Here is an 18,854-nt window from a genome sequence, read left to right as displayed (position 1 = left end):
ATTTCTAATAGTAAAAGGAGATGTATGGTGGTCGATCGGATAAAGATAAATATTTTTTTGCTGTTAATAATGCTCTTTCCTTTAATAGATGTTTTCAACGGAGTGTTTATCTCTTACGGCTATAACATTCCATTAGGAACCGTGTATCGAGTCGGTTTTATTGCCTATATTTTTTATGGTGTTTTGTCGAAAGGGATAAAACGGTCGGGCGATTATGTTTTGCTGCTCGTTACATTATTTTCGTTGTCGATCATTTGTATCGTTCAAACCTTTTTCTTTAAAACAGGACTTTCCTTATTAGTAGAAGAGCTGTCTTATATCATTCGCTTCTTTCTCTGCCTGCTGATTCCTTTTTTCGGCAAACAATTTGAGGAGTATCTATCCACTAAGAAATTGGTTTGGCTAACGATTATGCTGGATGTCCTGTTAATTGCCGGCTTGATCATTCCGTATCTGCTTGGTCTGGGAAATAGTACTTATGATGATACGGCTGGTTTCAAAGGCTTCTATTTTGCGACGAACGACATTGCTTATGCCTTTTTGATCATGCTTTTTTTCATCGGCTGGTTTCTGATCCAACGGGAGAAACGGGTGATCCCAGCAGGTGTGTTAATAACCCTGTATTTCCTTAATATGTATTGCCTACTGATTTTAGGAACAAAGTCGGGGTTGCTGGCAGGGGTTCTCTATTCCATCTATTTACTATTCTATTTTCTTTTTTATTATCGGAGCCGCACGTTGTATGGACAATTTTTTATTTTTGAATTTCTGTTAGGGATGCTGTTTTTCCTGCTGATGAAGGGAAAAGAACTTTTATTGGAATCCTTGTCCAGTGTTATCGCACGATTTGCCTATTTTCGGACACTGTATCAGGATGATCTGCCAAGATTGCTGCTTAGTTCAAGAAATGTTTACTTGCAGGATGCGGCGGCGAACTTTTTACAACTGCCTAAGAATCAATATGTTTTTTGGTTCGGTGCTGGGTTTGAGAATCGCTGGAATTGGTATGGCAGAAAAGGCGGCTTAATCGAGATGGATTTCTTCGATATGTTTTTTTCTTATGGAATTATCGGGACCTTAGTTTTGCTGGCAGTGATGGGCTATTTTCTGAATCTGGCGGTTCAACGAGGCGTGAATAAATTCTGTGTATTCTTACTACTTTTTACGATTATTTACAGTTTCTTGGTGGGGCATGTCTTTTTCTCGGCGTTATCTGCGACCGTGTTTGGGTTTATGTGCTTGTTCATTCAGGAAATAAAGAAGGAGCAGACATGACAAAAGTATTGATGGTAGGGCCAGAAAGTTCGGGAAAGGGTGGTATCTCAACCGTGATTCGAAATTTCATTCACTACTTTCCGCAAAATCAAGACTGGCAGATGCAATACATCTTTTCATGGAAAGAACAGAGCAAATTGCGCTATGCGATGCGAGCTTTTCGCCGAGTGCTTATCGATACCCGAGAACAAGAAGAAACAATTGTTCATTTCCATGTATCGCAGGATGCCAGCTTTTACCGAAAAGCGTTACTGCTTAAAGCGACGAAAAAAGGAACAAAAACGATCTTTCATATGCATGCGCCAAACTTTGATCAGTTTTACGAACAGTCGTCTGTCAGTAAGCGGCGCTACATTCGCCGGATATTGAACAAAGTGGATTTGATCGTCGCACTAGGTGAGGAGTGGGCCGAGTATTACCAAAAGCTGACTAGGACGAAGGTGATCGTGATAAATAATGCTGTTTTTGTTCCACAAAAAAATTGCTATAACACACAATCAACCAATGTTTTAACCTTTGGCCGCATCTGTGAGCGAAAGGGCAGTCAGGACATTCTCACACTCGCGAAGCGAATTCAAAATGATCTGCCGGATATCCGATTCCATCTTTATGGCGATACCGATGAAACAACGCCGAAGATCATTGGAAAAATGAAACAGCTCGGTTGTAACAATGTGGAGATACATGGCTGGACGACAAATCAAGAAGAATTGTTAACGGATTGTAGTCTGCATCTTCTTCCTTCCTATCATGAAGGAATTCCGATGGCGATCTTGGAGACGATGGCTTCGGGTATCCCAAACTTGGCGACGGATGTTGGCGGTGTTGGTCAAGTAGTAAATGATCAAAAAAATGGTTTTCTGGTGACACCTGGTGATATCGACCAAATGGAGGAAGCGATTCGGTCCTTCTTCGTTTCTGACGAAAAGCGCCAGCAATTTTCAACGAATGCCAAAAAGATGATCGAGGATCAGTTTTCGATTACGGCTTATCTTCAAGCCTGGGAGCACGTTTATGAATCATTATCTGGGTAAGGAGAGGAGTTAGGCATGTATTCATTCAAGGATTTCTTGCAATTTTTGTGGCAGCGCTGGAAAACGATCGCGGTCATGACGTTATGCTGCATGGCAGTTGGTTGTGCCGGATTCGTTTTACTAGATGGCTTTCAATACACCAATCAAGTCTCCTTTTTATTGCCTGTAACAGAACAAACCGCTGAGGTAGGCGACGGAGCAGATGAACAAGAAGTGGAAAATACGATCGTAGCCAGTAATATCAAGCTGATCGAAACCTATAAGGAGCTAGTGAAAAGTGATGGAGTATTGCAGGAAATGCAGAAGGAACATCCGCATCAAAGCAAACAGTCGCTTTTGAACGCCTTAACTGTAACCAGCAGCATCAACTCGCAGCTGTTTACGGTAAATGTGACGACTGATAGTCCAGAGCAAAGCCAAAAAATCGCACTGAGTCTGAGTAAGAGCTATCCGAAAATAGTGGAGAATAGTCAGCTTCCACGAAAGGTATTCCTGCTTTCCGCACAGTCGGTGGAAACGATTCGGACGCCGAGTCTGTTCAGATTAGTTCTTGGAGCCTTTTTTATCAGCTTCATTTTCAGTACCTCCTGCAGCTTTATTTGGTCTTACTTATATGAAAGAAAGTTCCTGCGAACACCAGAGGCCCTGCAAGCACTTGTAGAGGCAGAACCTCTTGGAACCGTGGACTTTTATGAAAGATAAAAACAGGAAAGTAGAGTGTCTGGTTTGAAAGCATTACTAGTTAGTTTTATTGACAGCTCAAACATCGGTGATCGCTTAATCGCGGAAACCTTGTCAGAGCAATTATTAATCGGCATCGAAACGAAGAAATACAGCTACAAGCTCATCGAAGAATCACAAATTACAATTAACCAGGAACTGGTCCGCCGTTCGAAAAGTCATGATTTGTATTACAAATATTTGCGGCCAATGCCATTTATGAAAAATCTCATTAGTAAAGGAAAGTGGCGTAGATCACGAAAGCGGATGTACGACCCGACAACTATTCAACAGTTCGAAACCGCCTTAAAGCAGACTGATTTCTTAGTTATTGGCGGAGGAAACGCGATATTCGATTCGTCACCAGCGACACTCTCTGCTCAACGTTTTGATCAAGTAGTTTCCTTGGCAAAGAAACATCAGGTGCCAATAGTTGTCAGTTCGATCGGAATCGGTCCTTTTTCTACAGAAAAGCAGGAGCAGGCCGCTATTGATACGCTGAAAAAATGCGATTATGTGACCTTTAGAGATCGCCGTTCACTGGATTATTTAAGGAATACTCAGCATTCAGCAGCCTATGCTTCGGTCGATCCGGTCTTTCTTTTACCCGCAAAGCTGCCTTTTGAGCAATTGAAAACACAAAAAGGTTCGCAACAGCGAATCGGGATCTGCGTGATTGATTATCGCATTACCGGCTGTTCATACAAGGTTTATCAGCGTTATTTGGAGGAAATGAGAAAGTTGATTCAGCAACTATCCGGCTTCAAAAGAGAGATCATTCTATTTTCTTCTGAGGTACAGGACTACGAGACGATTGAGGCACTTTATTCTGACTTCCAAAAAGATCCGCAAGTCGATGTCGTTTTCATTAAAGACAAGGAAGACCTACTGGATTTATACCAGACGTTGAATGTAGTCGTTGGCACTCGAATGCACTCCATGATTGTAGCTGTGTCACAGTATGTGCCGATCATCGGACTGTCGTGGCAGCAAAAGGTCGTCGAGATGTTCAAAAATCTTGGATTGGAAAAAGATGTGCTGATGATTGAAGATCTGGCGGCTGAAAGAGACCACATAGCAGAAAAAGTTGAAGAAAAATTATTGAATAATGCGCAGGAAATGAACCAGATGAAGCAGTGTAAAGATCAGATGCGAGCAGCCTTCGAGGTGAATCATCAATTGATTGACGCGGTTCGACAAAGCTTGGTCAATCTATGAATCAATACAAGAAATTATTCAATGATTCGTTGATTTTCGCTATCGGCAGTTTTGGCAGCAAACTAATCACTTTTTTCTTAGTCGGTTTTTATACTTTTTATCTAACCAAAAGTGAATATGGCATGGCGGATCTACTGATCAATACAGTTAATCTGCTTCTGCCAATTATTAGTCTGAGTGTGTCAGAGGGTGTTTTACGTTTTGTTCTGGGTAGCAAAAGCCAACAGGAAAAAGAGAACTGGCTAAACACGGCGATGAAAATAAATTTGCTTGGACTTGGGCTGACTGGAATTTTTCTGACGGGTGTTTATCTATTTGGGTCGCAGTGGGGTGTTTCTTCTACTGTAGGTTTTCTGAGTTTTGTTCTGTTGGCGATCCAATCGGTTCAATTAATCCTTATGCAATACCTGAAAGCAATCGGCAAGTTGAAAATTTATGCCGCAAACGGGATTCTGCTGTCGTTGCTGACCTTACTCTTTGGCGTTCTTTTCTTTCAACGAATGGCGAACATGTTAACGGCTTATTTTTGGTCGCTCGTGCTGGCCAATAGCCTATCGCTAATTTTCTTATTGATCAATATTCCTGTAAGCGCATGGGTTACAAAAGGAAATCAACCGACCGCTCGGCAAAGAAAGCAGTTGATCGTCTACAGCTTACCTTTGATTCCAAACTCTGCGATGTGGTGGATTCTTACGACTTCTAGCCGCTTTATTATGACTTTTTACCTTGGTGTAGCCAGCAATGGGATGTACGCCGCGGCAAGTAAAGTCCCTAATCTACTCTCGGTGATCGGTTCGATCTTTATCCAGGCTTGGCAGTTATCGGCAGTTGAAAATTACCACAAAAAGGGGGCTGGCGGATTCTACCAAAAGGTCTTCAATCACTATAGTACGCTGTTGCTGTGTTTCTCAGGATTGATCCTGTTGTTTTTAGATCCTTTGGCTTCGATCCTGTTGTCGAAGGAATTCTACTTTGCCAAAGCCTATATTCCTTTGCTGCTGGTGAGCAACTTCTTTTCCTGTGTTTCGGGCTTTTTCGGAACAACGTACATCGTAGTCAAGAAAACCAAGGGAGTTTTGACGACTTCCTTGGTGGGGGCGGCGGTGAACTTAATCGCCAGCTTCCTATTGATCCCGCTGATCGGTATCAATGGGGCTTCCTTGGCCTCAGCTTTGGGCTTCTTCATCATTTTCTATTTACGGAAAAAACAGACGAATCGCTTAATGAATATTCGTTTATCTACCAAAAAAATGAGTTTTCAATTCTGTTTGTTGATTTTGCAGATCGTGTTAAACCAATGGCCGCCGTTCTCTAAGCCGCTTTTGATGGCTAGCCAATTACTAATCCTGGGACTAATCGCTGTTGTTGATTTCTTCCCAAAATAATAAAAATGACGACTCACATCCATCGGTGTAGTTGAAGGAGCAGAATGAGTCGCTATGGAGGTTGAGATGAATAAAATTGAACTATTTGATCTTCCGATTGATGACGGAAACTTAGAGGAAACTGTGGAGGAAATACTTGATCGGATTCAACGAGATGAAGTCATCGAACATGTCGGAGTGAATTCCAACAAGGTCGTTCTAAGCCGCCGCAATGCCAAGATTAGAGAAATTATTCAGCAGGCGGACATGGTTAGTGCCGATGGCTATTCTGTTGTTCGAGCCTGTCACTGGCTTAAAAAGAAAAAGATCGATCGGGTCACCGGCATTGATACGATGATGGAACTGCTCAAGCAAGCAGAGGCGTTGGAATTAACGGTGTATTTCCTTGGAACCAAGGAAGAAATCTTAGATAGATTATTGGAAACAATCCAGCAGAAATATCCTAGATTGATTATCTCCGGCATGCAGCATGGTTATTTCAAGCAGGAAGAGGAAAGGGCAGTGGTGGAAAGAATTGCCGCTTGTCAACCACGCATGCTGTTCATCGGGATGACCTCTCCTTATAAGGAAGAGTTTGTAAATAAATATAAAAACGAGTTGAATGCCAATTTGATTATGGGTGTTGGCGGCAGCTTTGATGTGCTGTCCGGTGAAATTTCGCGAGCTCCCGCGTGGATGCAGCGCAACGGGTTTGAATGGCTGCACCGATTCATGAAGGAACCGCGGCGATTGTATAAACGTTATATTTTCGAAAATCTCTATTTCGTCTACTTAACTGTACAGGAGAAAATTAAATGAAAAGGCCGCGTGTATTGTTGCTGACGTATGGCGCGTTGCCGATTCCGGCAGTCAAAGGCGGGGCAATTGAAACTCTGTTAGCTTCATTAATAGAAGAAAACGAAAAACAGCAATTGTTGGAGCTGATTATAGTGTCTACAGATGATCCCGCTATTCCTAGGTTTAATCAAACCCATCAACATACTCAAGTAATAGCAGTAGAAACAAAAAAGCGGCCGCTTTGGTGGTTCATACAAAAGTGTTGGAACAAGTGCAGAACGTTAGCAACCGGGAAAAGAAAAAATCTGATTCCATATCCAGAATTAATCGTAAAGACAAAAGAGTATTTACAGGAAGAGACTGTAGATTGTCTGATCGATTTGAATTGCCCAGAGCGAGTTCCTGCGATTCGGTCCTTTTACACAGGCAAGCTGGCGGTGTATTTACACAACGACTACTTGAATACACAGACATATCAGGGAGAGAAAATTTTGCAGCAGTTAGATGGTGTTTTGTCTGTTTGCGACTTTCTTAATCAGCAGGCTCAAAAAATTGCTTATTCAGAGGAATGGCCGGAGTTTTATCGCGTGAATAATGGGATAAAATTGGCAGAATTTCAACTAGCAAATAATGAGGAAAAGCAGCAGGCGCGTACCCAGCTCCAGTTAAATGAAACCGATCGAGTGATCGTCTTTTCCGGTCGCATCACAAAGACCAAAGGAGTACACCTGCTGCTAGAAGCATTGAGTCGAATCGATTCTTTGGAAAAGGTGACGCTCTTAGTTCTAGGTGGTACCACGTACAGTTCGGGTGAAAAAGATAGTTATTTCAAAAAGGTCATCACTCAAGCGGAAGAGCTTCCTATCGATGTACGGTTCACTGGATATATTGAAAAAGAACAAATTCCTTACTATCTAAAGGCCGCAGACATTTGCGCGATACCGTCGATTTTCCATGAAACTTGCTGCCTTTCAGCGGTGGAAGCTCAGGCCATGGGCATTCCCGTAATCGCCACAAAAATAGGTGGAATTCCAGAGTATATCAGTGAGAAGAGTGCACTGTTGATTGATTACGATCAGCACTATCTTGAAAAGTTTGCGGCAGGGTTGGATCAGCTTATCCATGACGATCCATTTCGTGATCGATTAAGTAAAGCAGCCGTCAAAGGGAGAGAACAGCATTCGCAGAAACGCTACTATCAGGAATTCGTCGGAAGCATCAATCAACTAGCCGCAAAAAAAATCTAATCACTAAGGAGATACAGCATGAAAGTATTAATTTTAACCAAGAATCTATTAGCCGAAACTATTTTTCAGAGCAAGCTCCAGCAGTTGAATTACGAAGTGTATTGCAGTACGTGTTTAGTAAACGAATGTCAGAGGATGAGTCTGGAAACCACGCAGCTGCTTTCGTGTTTTGATGCGGTCATTTTAAGTGAAACGATCGCTTATCAAGAGATCGTTGATCTGATACTGGGCATTCGCGATCATGTGCCGATGATTATCAGAAAGTACGAAAGCGACTTTACGAAAAGTACCGAAGAGGAGCAAACAGAGCATGTCATTGATCGCTGGATTCGAGTAAATGCTTCATTAGAAGAGATTCGCGAGCTTTGCCAAACGATTACACCAAGAGAAACAGAGCAATCATCCGGTGCGGTCTCCAGAAAGGAAAGACCTGAACAAAAGAAGTATCCACTGTATAATTTTGGCTTTTCTAATCGCGAGAGTGTCTTATTAATGTGTTTGCACGAGCATCAAGGACAGTACCTTTCACGGCAAGAGCTTTGTGAAAAGCTGTGGCGTGAAGAGGGTGTAACGAGCTCGAAAATGACTGCGCTGTCTAGCTGCGTGCGCAATATCAAAGAAAAGGTCGAAAAAAATGGCGTGAAATGCAATCCGATCAATACCGCCTGGGGAAGAGGCTATCAAATTTCAGATGACTTTTACCACCTGATCCAAATCGGAACGTAGAAAAAGATGATTTTCTGAGGTAATCAGGTTATTTGAGAAACGACCAACACGTGGATATCGCTAAAAAAGCAAAAAATAAACAAAAATTGAAAGAAAAGGAAGAGAATCGATCATTTAATTAATAAAAGCGACGTTTTCCGCAGGTTAATTTCAGAAAACCGTCAATTATTTGACGGTTCGTCCATTGTCTTCTGTTCTATTATTAGCTTGTTAGCTGTAATTATTCTAAAGAAACAACGGCTTGGAAATAAAGAAAAATACATCGGGAATTTTACCGACCTTTGGAAGTGAGAAGATGAATAACATTTATGAGAACAACTCGTCAATCAAGGAGATTTTTGTCTCAATACAAACGCGTTTAAGTGTTTCTGAGTTTCATTTAGGCAGAGTAAAACGGGCCATGGATATTATGATCAGCCTATTTGGACTAATGCTGCTTTTGCTGCCATTCGCGGTAGTCGCTTTGCTGATCAAGCTGGAAGATCCAGAAGGTCCGATCTTTTTCAGCCAAACGCGTGTAGGTCTGAATGGAAAGTGTTTTGTTTTATATAAGTTCAGAACGATGTATGTAGGAGCTGAGGATCAACTGACAGAATTAATGGAAAAAAATGAGATACAAGGTCCCATGTTCAAAATGAAATGCGATCCGCGAATCACTAAGATCGGAAGCGTTCTGCGCAAATTTAGTATCGATGAGTTTCCGCAGCTGGTAAATGTATTAAAGGGAGACATGTCGATCGTCGGTCCTAGACCAGCTTTGCCTCATGAGGTGGAGCAATACACATCGTATCACCGTTTGCGATTATTGGTAAAACCTGGCTGCACAGGTCTTTGGCAGGTGAGCGGCCGCAACAACCTTCATTTTGAAGAGATGATTCGACTAGATCTGAGCTACTTAAGTAAAGGCGGTCTCCTGTTAGACATACAGATTATCTTTAAAACCTTGCTGGTAATTATCACACGTGACGGTGCTTATTAAACCAGTACATAAATTATCGGAGGCAACCAATCATTATGGATGAAAAATTCAATTTATCCTTTTTGTTCCAAACAATTAAGGAAAAATTACCGATCATTATTTTTTGCAGTATCACGGGGGTACTAATCGGCGGGTATATTTCCTTTTTTTGGATCACTCCGCAATATAGCTCCCAAACTCAGATGATCGCTGCGACAAAATCGACTGAAGAAAATCTTTCCAACGAGATCACGGCCAATTTACAGCTGGTGAAAACGTACAAGGAACTTGTATTAAGCGACCTCGTTTTGGGGCAGGTGCAAGAAAAGGTAGAGGCAGAGCAAAAGCAAAGCATGTCGCTTAGTCAATTGAGAGAGGCGATCACTTTAGAACAGCAGCAGGAGTCACTTTTTTTTTCCATCCGAACAGTGAGTGACCGACCGAGACTAGCAGCCTATTTAGCCAATACGACATCACAGGTATTTCAAGAGGCCTTAGCAGAGAGTCAGATTCCGGGTGAAATCTCGATCACTACTGAAGCGACAGCAGCTCGATCGCCGATATCGCCAAATCATAAATTAAATTTAGTGTTGAGCTTATTTATCGGAGGGATGGTCGGCTTTCTATTTGTGCTGCTGCGAGCAAGTGTCGATCAGACGATTAAATCAGAGCAGGCGGTCTACGAAATTTTTAATACCAACGCATTAGGGATGATCCCTTATACGACCAGTGTAGATATGAAAATGTCTGCCAAAGATAAAGATCTTTTGAAAAGAAACTTATCAGAAGATTCTCTTCGTGTGTCCAGAAGACAACGGAAAAGAGTCTAAATAAGGAGCGTCAATATGAAGGAACGAGAAACACGACTGATTTCGATCGAAAATCGATTTTCACCAATTACGGAGCAATACCGTAATATTCGCACCAGTATTCAATTCGCCTCTTCAGCGGGCAATCCTTTAAAACTCGTTTTAGTAACATCAACTGAGCAAGAAGAAGGAAAGACTACACTCGCCTCAAACTTGGCGGTAGTCATGGCCGAGACCAATAAAAAGGTATTGCTGATTGATGGGGATCTGCGCCGTGCGACCGCAGGCAAATTTTTCAGCCTAGTCTCTAGTCAAAACAAGGGCTTGAGCACGTTATTAAGCAATGCTCGAAGCTCACCGGAGGAAGCGATTCAAAGTACCCAAGTAAAAAGCTTAGATTTTCTACCTGCGGGTCCCATTCCGCCAAATCCTTCAGAGCTGCTGAATTCAAGTCGGCTGGACGAGATTTTTATGCAATTAGAGGAACAGTACGATTTTATTATCGTCGATTCACCGCCATTACTGGTAGTAACGGATGCTCAAATCTTTTCTTCAAAGGTCGACGGCGTCATCTTAGTCGTTCGGGAAAATCGGACAAAACGGAATAATTTAATGAAGTGTAAAACCTTGCTCGAACGGTCGCAAGCCCGTTTGATTGGCTTTGTGTACAACGGAGCTAAATCAATGAGCGCTGGAAATTATAAATACTACAAATATTAGGGGGTGATGGATGATTACACGGCGGTTTTAAATAGAAAAAGGGAAAATAGAAAGGGGAAGAAATAGTGAAGAAAAAGAAATTATTAACAATCGGTGCCAGCAGCTTGATGCTGTTGAATACAGGGTTAATGCCTGCTATGGCTTTAGCTGAAGAAAAGACGCCAGCAACGGAGGAGGTATCTCCGGAATTAGCAGATAGTTTAGCTAAAGATGCTTTACCTGAGGCAGCACCAGAATCAAGTACAGAACCAGAACAGGAAACACAAGAATCAAAAGCCGTACCAACGAGCGAGGTACCAGAAGAAAGTACTGAAGCACCTGAAGCGGCGGAAGAACAAAAAGATGCAAGTCCAATTATGCCAATGGATATTGGGTTGATTGCTTGGGGTAAAATTGGTCTAAAAACGTCTACAAATAAAGAATTGGTGATCAATAATCAAAAAACAGAAGGTATTTTGACCGTTGATTTAAATATCACGCAAGTAGCCAATATCGGAATTGCAGATAAAACGTATTACCAAGTCAAATTGCCAAATGAATTCAAACCTTTATTAGAAGATCCACGTTTTATCAATTATATATCAGGTGAAATGAAGGCTTACAATGCTGGGATTCCAATTAAATCGTATAAATACAAATCAACAGATGTCAAAGTAGATCCTGAAAGCTGTTCATTAATCGTTCAAAATCCAAGCATTACAACAATCATTGGGCTTTTCCCACATGTTTATTGTTCATTAAACATTGATCTAGGTGGATTTGTAACAGACACAGAAATTCGGATTCCAAATTCATTAGATGGTAAATATCATTTTAACACTGCCTTGACACAAGACAATAACATCATTGATTGGACTGTTGGCGGCGGAAAAGAGTCTAGTGGTTTCCTAGAATATGCCAAAATCGATCCAGCTTACGGGACTGAAAAACCTGTATTAACTGCTGAAAACCGCAAAATTGTTTTAGGCGATGACTTCAGTGGCGCATTTGCAATGAAGGGCGTCTCAGCGATTGATAAAGAAGATGGCGATATCACGAAAAATGTTGCTATTATCGACAATCAAGTGAAATCCAATGTAGCCGGAGTTTACCCAGTGACTTATAAAATTGTTGATAGTCATGGGTTATCAGCAACTAAAACGATTGAAGTTACTGTAGCGGCAAATACTTTGCCAGTCATCAATGCTGAAAACAAAGTGATTGAAAAAGGCGAACCATTCAACCCATTAGAAGGCGTGACCGCTCATGATGAAGAAGATGGTGATTTAACGTCAAAAATTAATATTAAATCGAACAATGTAAATACCAATATTCCTGGTAAATATTTTATCACTTATTCAGTAGAAGACAGCCACAAAGGAATCACTACGAAGGATATCGAAGTTGAAGTCAAAGAGAGCGTTAATGGAATCGTACCTAGCGACTATACAGTCGGACAAGGTCTGATTACCGGTACGTACGAAGGAAAAGTTTCTTACCTTGAATTTTACGTTGACGGACATTTAGTATCTAGCGGCGGAACTCTGAAGGACGGCAAATTCACGTATGAAGTAAGCACTGGACTAATTAAGAAAAACTCTAAAGTAGTACTAGTTGCTTATGATAAAGACAAGAATAAATTAGACGAGAAAACTGTCAAAGTTATTTCAAATTACAGTGGAACGATGTCTGCTTATGACTACACAGTCGGTGATGAATACATCCGCGGAACATACACCGGCGATGTGAAGAAGGCCAAAGTTATTGTTAACGGCAAAGTTCTTGCACTTGGCGGAACCTTCAAAGATGGCGAATTCAGCTACTGGGTTGGCAAAAACGCTATTAAAAAAGGTGACAGTGTTTTAATCAATGGTTACGACGTAGATGGTGATGTGTTAAGCCAAAATAATAAAGTCAATATCGTTGCCGCACCAGAGGAAAAAGGAACGATCACACCGAATAAATTCACTGTTGGAAATGTCGAAATTACTGGAACCTATACGGGTGATGTGAAGAAAGCTAAGTTGTATGTTAATAACAACTTGATTTCACAAGGCGGAACCTTTAAAAATGGCACATTCACTTACTACGTGGGGCAAAATGTGATTGCAAAAGGCTCTAATGTTCGTTTAGTTGCTTTTGGTTCAGAAGACAATGAGTTGGACAGCAAAACGGTTCAAGTAGAATCAACTACCTCTGGAAGTATGTTAGCAGACAGCTACACTGTAGGTGATGAATACATTACTGGAACGTACACGGGCGATGTGAAAAAAGCCAAAGTTATCGTTAACGGAACTGTTTTATCTCTAGGCGGAACCTTTAGCGGCGGACGCTTCACTTACTGGGTAGGACCATCAAGAATCAAAGCTGGCGACAGCGTATTTATCAACGGTTATGACCAAAATAATGCATTAGTTTCTCAAAACAATGCTGTTACTATCAAGCAAGCTCCTGCACAAAAAGGAACAATCACACCAAGCCAGTACACAGTCGGCAACGGAGAAATCACAGGAACCTATACCGGTGATGTGAAGAAAGCGCGCCTATCTGTAAACGGCAATGTTATTTCTTGGGGCGGAACCTTTAAAAACGGCCAATTCACTTACTATGTTGGCAGCAGTATCAAAGAAGGCGACGTTGTTATCATGAATGCTTATGGAACAGATGATGTGTTGCTGCAAGAAAATGTGAAGGTTGCTTTCACAAGCTCTTCTTACAAAGGGACCATTTCACCAAATACTTACACTGTTGGTGCTATTGAGGTTACTGGTATTTATGTAGGCGATGTGAAACAAGCGCGTCTTTATGTAAATAATGGGTTAGTTTCAGTAGGTGGAACCTTCAAGAATGGGACTTTCAGCTACTATGTTGGAAATGCTATTAAAAAAGGCGACAATGCTTATCTAGTGGCCTATGGACCAGATGGAATTGAATTAGATAGAAAAACAGTTCAAGTGAACTAGCGAACGGAGATTTTGAATGAAAAAATTATTATTGAGTATCATTGCAGTTTGTTTTATCTTAACTGGATGCAGTTCAGCTGGCGACAAGGAAACGAAGGACAGCGGAGCAACATCGGTCTCGGTTGCCAAGGTCGCAGTAAAAGATGGCTTAAACACACCTTTCACAGCGGATGGGATTGAAATGAAAATCACTGAAGTATCTAGCAGTGAATCTGTCAACGAAGCTAAAAAACCAAAGCAGCTGATTACCTTTACCGTGGAGTATAAAAATATTGGTACCGAAGATAGAGGTATCGGGGCGATTGATTTTCGCTTAGTGACAGATAAAAAGGATAAAACATACAACGTAACTGAGGAAATGGAAGCTTTCGGCGGTGTAGTAGAGCCGGAAAAAGCTTCTAAGGGCAAATTGTATTATTTGATTGAGCCAGGAGAAAAACCAACAAAATTGGAATATGCTCCAGCAGACAAAGCTCTTAAAACATGGGACCTAAAATAATAGCTTTTTTCATTGACCGTTATTACGCAAAACACAATCGATCTTTTATTATTTAGATCCTCAATTCGCTTGATTGATGTACCAAATTTGAAGATCTTGAAGAAGAGTGTTCAAACTCTTCTTCAAGATTCTTTGTTGTAACGGACAAATTCTTGGATAAAAGGGAGATACATATGCCAATAAAAGTACTGTCGATTTTTGGTACGAGACCAGAAGCAATCAAGATGGCACCAATAATCAAGACCTTAGAAAATGACCCGCGTTTTCAATCAAAGGTCGTTGTGTCTGGGCAGCATCGAGATATGCTGGCTCCGGTACTGAATTTTTTTGAGATAACACCAGACGATGACTTGAAGATCATGAAGGAAAATCAGAGCTTAAGTGATGTGACGGTGTGGATCATTGATAGACTGACACCGATCCTGCAAGCAGATGTTCCAGATATTGTGTTGGTTCATGGCGATACCACTACCACTTTGGCGGCCGCTTTAGCCGCTTATTATCAACAAATCACCATCGGACACGTTGAAGCCGGTCTGCGTACTTGGAAGAAATACTCCCCCTTTCCAGAAGAGATGAACCGTCAATTGGTAGATGCCTTGTCAGATCTTTGTTTTGCGCCCACAGAAGAAAGTGCGGTAAATTTGCTGAAGGAAAATCATCAAGAAGATCAGATTTTCATCACGGGGAATACTGCGATCGATGCGATGAAATATACGATAGATACAGATTATTCACATCCCTGTTTACCTAATAATGGCAAGTTTCGCATTCTGGTAACGATGCATCGTCGAGAAAACCTTGGCGAACCAATGACCGAAGTTTTTCAAGCCTTGGCGCAGTTAGCAAAAGAGAAAAAAGAAGTCGAGATCATTTTTCCGATGCACAAAAACCCGCAAGTTCGAAATCTGGCGAAAAAGGAACTCGGCAATTTAGCGAACGTTCAACTGATCGAGCCGTTGGATATTTTCGATTTTCATAATTTTGCTCAACGCTGTGAATTGATTCTGACTGATTCTGGTGGTGTTCAGGAAGAAGCGCCATCACTTGGAATTCCGGTGTTGGTATTGCGAGATACAACCGAACGCCCCGAAGGAATCCGAGCGGGTACGTTAAAGCTTATTGGTACAAAAAAAGCGACGGTCTATCGGGAAACGTTAGCATTGCTGGAAGATCCGGCTGCTTACAAAAAAATGGCTCAAGCAGCGAATCCATACGGCGATGGACATGCAAGTGAGCGGATTGCCGATATACTGGCACAGGCTTTTCAATGAGGTGCAGATACTGGATAACTATGGAGAGAATGAATGGGAAAAAAGCAAAACAGAAAAGGTCCTAATCAAAAACAGCGACTGAGAAAGATTCTGCTCATGTTGGTTAGTATGCTGCTGGTAGTGGTTCTATTGATCACAGCGATTGGCGCGAAGGTGCTTTATGATGTGAAGGAAACAACCGATGAAGCCTATGAGCCAGTCAAGCGAGCACAAAACCTTACGCAGGTTGATCTAAAGCAAAAGGAACCTTTCAGTATTTTACTTTTAGGAGTAGATACGGGCGCTTTAGATCGGACGGATCAGGGGCGCTCCGATACGATTATGGTGGCGACAGTTAACCCGGCAACAGAAAAAACGGTGCTGGTTAGTTTGCCACGAGATACCTATGTTGAAATCGTCGGCCATCAATCAATGGATAAGATCAATCACGCCTATGCCTTCGGAGGAACCGCTATGACGATCGCGACGGTAGAAAAATTATTAGACATACCGATCCATTACTATGTATCGATCAATATGGCGGGAATTGAGGCGCTGGTTGATGCAGTGGGAGACATCAATGTTTCTAATCCTTTTGCGTTCTCCTATGAAGGAACTGATTTTCCGAAAGGGCCGCAGCGACTTGACGGAAGCAGAGCTTTAAAATATGTCCGCATGCGGTACGATGATCCAGAAGGCGATTATGGTCGGCAAGCCCGCCAACGACAAGTGATTACGGGGATCATGAGGCAGACGGTCAGTATCAAAGGACTAGGCAGCTATCAAGAGATATTGGCAAGTCTGGGCAGCAATGTTAAGACCGATGTCAGCTTCAAGGATGCCGAACTATTAGCAAGAAAATATCGCCCGGCCTTCAGTAAAGTAGAATCTGAACAAGCCAAAGGCGAAGGCTTCATGCAGGATGACGTTTCCTATCAACGCCTTTCACCAGAAGAATTGACCAGAATCCAAACACTGTTGAAGGAACAGTTGGCGACCAAATAGATGAACGAATAAAAAACCTGTGGGCAATCCCCACAGGTCTATTTGTTATTATCTGTGTCTAACTTAAACATTCCTTTGCTGCAACCAACCGATGTATAAGGACCACTGTGTCCAATCGGGGTAAAAGCCAAGACAATATTTCCAGTACCATTCAAATAAGCATAGATTTTTGTATCATTTCCGTTGAAGTTGGTGAAGAACTCACTGCTTGGTTTACTAACATCATTAACTGAAAGTTTGAGTTCAGTGGTTACTTTTACATCTGTGACAGACCCATCCGCACTCACTTGAATCGTTGTTGGAGGACTAGTAATTGAAATAAAAGATGCTACTTCGTTTATGTGTGCATCCGATGGATAAAAGCCTTAAGGACTATGTATTCACAGGAGAAAACCGGTCCTGTTGCTTTTAGTTTGGAATAGAGATATTGACAAGCCTATTTCTGCAACATACAATTTCATTGATATACAGTGAATTCGTTTTCACTAATAGGTTTTGGAAAGGGGTATAAAATGAATTTGAAGGACAAAGTAGTCTACCGGAAACCTGTCTTGGAAGACGCGGAGGAGATCGTCGCTTTTTATAATCGTGTCGGCGGTGAGACGACCTATTTGAGTTTTACGGAGGATGAGTATCCGTTAGATGTGGAAGCGCAAAAAGCGAACATCATAAGTACCGAACAGCAGCCAAATTCGGTCATGCTTTTAGCGGTGGCAGATGATCAGATTATCGGTATCGGAACGATTACTTCTGGAAACAAAATCAAGGCAAGACATTGTGGAGAGCTTGGTATTGTGGTTACTGAAAACTATCAAGGTCAAGGTATCGGCAGTGAATTGATCCGCCAGCTGTTAGAGTGGTCTAAATCGAACGGCGTGACGACCAAAGTTCAGCTGGATACTCGAACAGATAATCAAATGGCAGTCGAACTGTATAAGAAATTTGGTTTTCAAATTGAAGGAGAATTGAAGAATACTACGCTGATTGATGGTGAATACTATCATTTATATGTGATGGGTTTGATGCTGTAGGATTTTCAAAATAAATACAGGAAAGCTCCATTTCATCGTGAACGAGGGGAGGCTTTCCTGTTTGTTTTGGCTAAATTGCTGTAGATTCACCTTCGCCTAAATCTTCGTCCTTTGGTACAAGATCATCCGGGATAGAATCTAAGATATCTTGTACACTGGGAATCTCGTAGCCTTCGGGTTTTTCTTCCGACCAAGTTTTTCCTCCATCGGTAGAGTAAAGGGTTTTTCCGTCATCGGATTGCTTGGTGATCACGGATTGTATTTTATCATTAAAGCCTTCAGGAGCCTCTTCGCTCCAGGTTTTTCCTCCGTCAGTCGAATACTGGATTTTTCCATCTTTGATTTTCATCGAAACACCGTCTTCAACGGGAACAGTAAAACCGTTCTCGAGCCAATCTTCTATCTCTTTTAACGGATCTGACCAAGTCTTTCCGCCATCCTCTGAATATTTCCACTGATTTTCTTTTGGATCAAATTCAGAAACTTTTTTTCCATCCGTACTTTTCCAAGTTAATTTCCCATTTTTATCGATTTCCACACCTTCAGGCTTTTCTTCTGACCAAGTTTTTCCGCCGTCAGAAGAGAATTTCCATTTATCTTCTTCTCGTTTCATGATCATGCTATTTCCCTTTTTGTCACTGAACGGGAATTTGAAAGTATCTTCACTAGAGGTATTATTGATCCTTTCTGATTTTGAGTTTTTGTAGCGTAAGCGACCATCGGCGTCTTCGTAAATACCATCAGGTGGTGTCGTTGACCACGAGATTCCTTCATCAGAAGAAAATTCCCAACGATCATTGTTCCGCCGGATTTTTACATCGTCTACTGTTGTTTTTTTGGTTCGCTTGCTTGGAAAGGTTACTTCTGTTTGACTAGTAGCTTTTGCTTCAGTTACTGCCTTGCCGATATTGTAGGATACAACGGAAAGCCCAATCACTATTGTGAGCACGATGACTCTAATTGTGAACGGAATATCTCTTAGAACAGTGGACCAAGGGGAGTGTGATTTGTAGGAGCTGCTGGTTGGTTTTCTGTTTTTCATACGAACGACCTCATTTCAATTTTATGCGCTCACTATAATAGGTGAACCTATAATGAAGCTGTAGTTTGGGGAGATAAATGGTATTCGCTGTAAATGAACACAAGTTTTCTATCAGATAGTTAAAAAAATATTTTATTATGCGGGTTATTTTTGTAATTCAAGATTCATTAGAGGTTCATTCGTTATAATTAAAAAGAGTCTCAGTTTTAAGGA

18 protein-coding genes are annotated in these 18,854 nt (G+C 41.5%); 16 read left to right on the top strand and 2 right to left on the bottom strand.

Annotated features, from left to right (window positions below; genetic code table 11):
* Positions 1-24 precede the first annotated feature (24 nt).
* The 15 genes from I585_RS14820 (at position 25) to I585_RS14750 (ending at position 16,568) form a co-directional block, all read left to right on the top strand.
* Positions 25-1,275 (top strand): O-antigen ligase family protein, encoded by a 1,251-nt coding sequence (locus I585_RS14820; RefSeq protein WP_010741474.1) that lies wholly within the window; start codon positions 25-27, stop codon positions 1,273-1,275.
* The gene (locus tag I585_RS14815; protein WP_010741473.1) at positions 1,272-2,309 is read left to right on the top strand and encodes a glycosyltransferase family 4 protein; all 1,038 of its coding nucleotides are present in this window, start codon (positions 1,272-1,274) and stop codon (positions 2,307-2,309) included. The genes I585_RS14820 and I585_RS14815 overlap by 4 nt, the downstream gene beginning before the upstream one ends.
* 15 nt (positions 2,310-2,324) lie before the next feature.
* Entirely contained in the window at positions 2,325-3,011 is a 687-nt protein-coding gene (locus tag I585_RS14810; protein ID WP_010741472.1) for a YveK family protein, read from the top strand.
* Between the two features lie 15 nt (positions 3,012-3,026).
* A complete protein-coding gene (locus I585_RS14805) occupies positions 3,027-4,247 on the top strand; it encodes a polysaccharide pyruvyl transferase family protein (RefSeq protein WP_010741471.1) in 1,221 nt (406 codons plus the stop codon).
* Positions 4,244-5,632, top strand: coding sequence for an oligosaccharide flippase family protein (locus I585_RS14800; protein WP_010741470.1), 1,389 nt, complete (start codon positions 4,244-4,246; stop codon positions 5,630-5,632). Before I585_RS14805 ends, I585_RS14800 begins: the two co-directional genes overlap by 4 nt.
* Before the next feature lie 66 nt (positions 5,633-5,698).
* A complete protein-coding gene (locus I585_RS14795; RefSeq protein ID WP_010741469.1) occupies positions 5,699-6,430 on the top strand; it encodes a WecB/TagA/CpsF family glycosyltransferase in 732 nt (243 codons plus the stop codon).
* Positions 6,427-7,656 carry a glycosyltransferase family 4 protein gene (locus tag I585_RS14790; RefSeq protein ID WP_010741468.1) on the top strand — a complete coding sequence of 410 codons (1,230 nt, stop codon included), beginning with the start codon at positions 6,427-6,429 and terminating at the stop codon, positions 7,654-7,656. The genes I585_RS14795 and I585_RS14790 overlap by 4 nt, the downstream gene beginning before the upstream one ends.
* Before the next feature lie 18 nt (positions 7,657-7,674).
* A complete protein-coding gene (locus I585_RS14785; protein ID WP_010741467.1) occupies positions 7,675-8,382 on the top strand; it encodes a helix-turn-helix domain-containing protein in 708 nt (235 codons plus the stop codon).
* A 295-nt stretch (positions 8,383-8,677) separates the two neighbouring features.
* Positions 8,678-9,361 (top strand): sugar transferase, encoded by a 684-nt coding sequence (locus tag I585_RS14780; RefSeq protein WP_010741466.1) that lies wholly within the window; start codon positions 8,678-8,680, stop codon positions 9,359-9,361.
* Positions 9,362-9,396: 35 nt separating this feature from the next.
* Positions 9,397-10,170 (top strand): YveK family protein, encoded by a 774-nt coding sequence (locus I585_RS14775; protein ID WP_010741465.1) that lies wholly within the window; start codon positions 9,397-9,399, stop codon positions 10,168-10,170.
* Between the two features lie 15 nt (positions 10,171-10,185).
* Positions 10,186-10,869, top strand: coding sequence for a CpsD/CapB family tyrosine-protein kinase (locus tag I585_RS14770; protein ID WP_010741464.1), 684 nt, complete (start codon positions 10,186-10,188; stop codon positions 10,867-10,869).
* A 65-nt stretch (positions 10,870-10,934) separates the two neighbouring features.
* Entirely contained in the window at positions 10,935-13,811 is a 2,877-nt protein-coding gene (locus I585_RS14765) for an immunoglobulin-like domain-containing protein (RefSeq protein WP_010741463.1), read from the top strand.
* Between the two features lie 16 nt (positions 13,812-13,827).
* The gene (locus I585_RS14760; RefSeq protein ID WP_010741462.1) at positions 13,828-14,310 is read left to right on the top strand and encodes a DUF4352 domain-containing protein; all 483 of its coding nucleotides are present in this window, start codon (positions 13,828-13,830) and stop codon (positions 14,308-14,310) included.
* A gap of 173 nt (positions 14,311-14,483) precedes the next feature.
* Positions 14,484-15,584 carry a non-hydrolyzing UDP-N-acetylglucosamine 2-epimerase gene (gene wecB, locus I585_RS14755; protein ID WP_010741461.1) on the top strand — a complete coding sequence of 367 codons (1,101 nt, stop codon included), beginning with the start codon at positions 14,484-14,486 and terminating at the stop codon, positions 15,582-15,584.
* A gap of 33 nt (positions 15,585-15,617) precedes the next feature.
* The gene (locus I585_RS14750) at positions 15,618-16,568 is read left to right on the top strand and encodes an LCP family glycopolymer transferase (protein ID WP_010741460.1); all 951 of its coding nucleotides are present in this window, start codon (positions 15,618-15,620) and stop codon (positions 16,566-16,568) included.
* A gap of 38 nt (positions 16,569-16,606) precedes the next feature.
* On the opposite strand, the gene I585_RS23260 is transcribed toward I585_RS14750, so the two are convergent.
* The gene (locus tag I585_RS23260) at positions 16,607-16,855 is read right to left on the bottom strand and encodes a hypothetical protein (RefSeq protein WP_034710192.1); all 249 of its coding nucleotides are present in this window, start codon (positions 16,853-16,855) and stop codon (positions 16,607-16,609) included.
* Positions 16,856-17,080: 225 nt separating this feature from the next.
* Between I585_RS23260 and I585_RS14745 the strand changes: the two genes are divergently transcribed.
* Positions 17,081-17,599 (top strand): GNAT family N-acetyltransferase, encoded by a 519-nt coding sequence (locus I585_RS14745; protein ID WP_010741459.1) that lies wholly within the window; start codon positions 17,081-17,083, stop codon positions 17,597-17,599.
* Positions 17,600-17,669: 70 nt separating this feature from the next.
* Here the strand turns inward: I585_RS14745 and I585_RS14740 are convergent, their stop codons facing one another.
* The gene (locus I585_RS14740) at positions 17,670-18,641 is read right to left on the bottom strand and encodes a sialidase family protein (RefSeq protein WP_010741458.1); all 972 of its coding nucleotides are present in this window, start codon (positions 18,639-18,641) and stop codon (positions 17,670-17,672) included.
* Positions 18,642-18,854: the final 213 nt, after the last annotated feature.

Origin of the sequence: Enterococcus malodoratus ATCC 43197, assembly GCF_000407185.1 — a bacterium.
GTDB classification, from domain to species: Bacteria; Bacillota; Bacilli; order Lactobacillales; family Enterococcaceae; genus Enterococcus_A; species Enterococcus_A malodoratus.
The sequence above is the reverse complement of the archived record's forward strand: the minus strand, read 5'-3'. Positions and strand labels throughout refer to the sequence as shown.

Excerpts from the sequence above, each read along its gene's own strand:
- I585_RS14820 (WP_010741474.1), top strand. The coding sequence starts at position 25 with ATGGTGGTCGATCGGATAAAGATAAATATTTTTTTGCTGTTAATAATG.
- I585_RS14815 (WP_010741473.1), top strand. The coding sequence starts at position 1,272 with ATGACAAAAGTATTGATGGTAGGGCCAGAAAGTTCGGGAAAGGGTGGT.
- I585_RS14810 (WP_010741472.1), top strand. The coding sequence starts at position 2,325 with ATGTATTCATTCAAGGATTTCTTGCAATTTTTGTGGCAGCGCTGGAAA.
- I585_RS14800 (WP_010741470.1), top strand. The coding sequence starts at position 4,244 with ATGAATCAATACAAGAAATTATTCAATGATTCGTTGATTTTCGCTATC.
- I585_RS14795 (WP_010741469.1), top strand. The coding sequence starts at position 5,699 with ATGAATAAAATTGAACTATTTGATCTTCCGATTGATGACGGAAACTTA.
- I585_RS14790 (WP_010741468.1), top strand. The coding sequence starts at position 6,427 with ATGAAAAGGCCGCGTGTATTGTTGCTGACGTATGGCGCGTTGCCGATT.
- I585_RS14785 (WP_010741467.1), top strand. The coding sequence starts at position 7,675 with ATGAAAGTATTAATTTTAACCAAGAATCTATTAGCCGAAACTATTTTT.
- I585_RS14780 (WP_010741466.1), top strand. The coding sequence starts at position 8,678 with ATGAATAACATTTATGAGAACAACTCGTCAATCAAGGAGATTTTTGTC.
- I585_RS14775 (WP_010741465.1), top strand. The coding sequence starts at position 9,397 with ATGGATGAAAAATTCAATTTATCCTTTTTGTTCCAAACAATTAAGGAA.
- I585_RS14770 (WP_010741464.1), top strand. The coding sequence starts at position 10,186 with ATGAAGGAACGAGAAACACGACTGATTTCGATCGAAAATCGATTTTCA.
- I585_RS14760 (WP_010741462.1), top strand. The coding sequence starts at position 13,828 with ATGAAAAAATTATTATTGAGTATCATTGCAGTTTGTTTTATCTTAACT.
- wecB (WP_010741461.1), top strand. The coding sequence starts at position 14,484 with ATGCCAATAAAAGTACTGTCGATTTTTGGTACGAGACCAGAAGCAATC.
- I585_RS14750 (WP_010741460.1), top strand. The coding sequence starts at position 15,618 with ATGGGAAAAAAGCAAAACAGAAAAGGTCCTAATCAAAAACAGCGACTG.
- I585_RS14745 (WP_010741459.1), top strand. The coding sequence starts at position 17,081 with ATGAATTTGAAGGACAAAGTAGTCTACCGGAAACCTGTCTTGGAAGAC.
- I585_RS14740 (WP_010741458.1), bottom strand. The coding sequence starts at position 18,641 with ATGAAAAACAGAAAACCAACCAGCAGCTCCTACAAATCACACTCCCCT.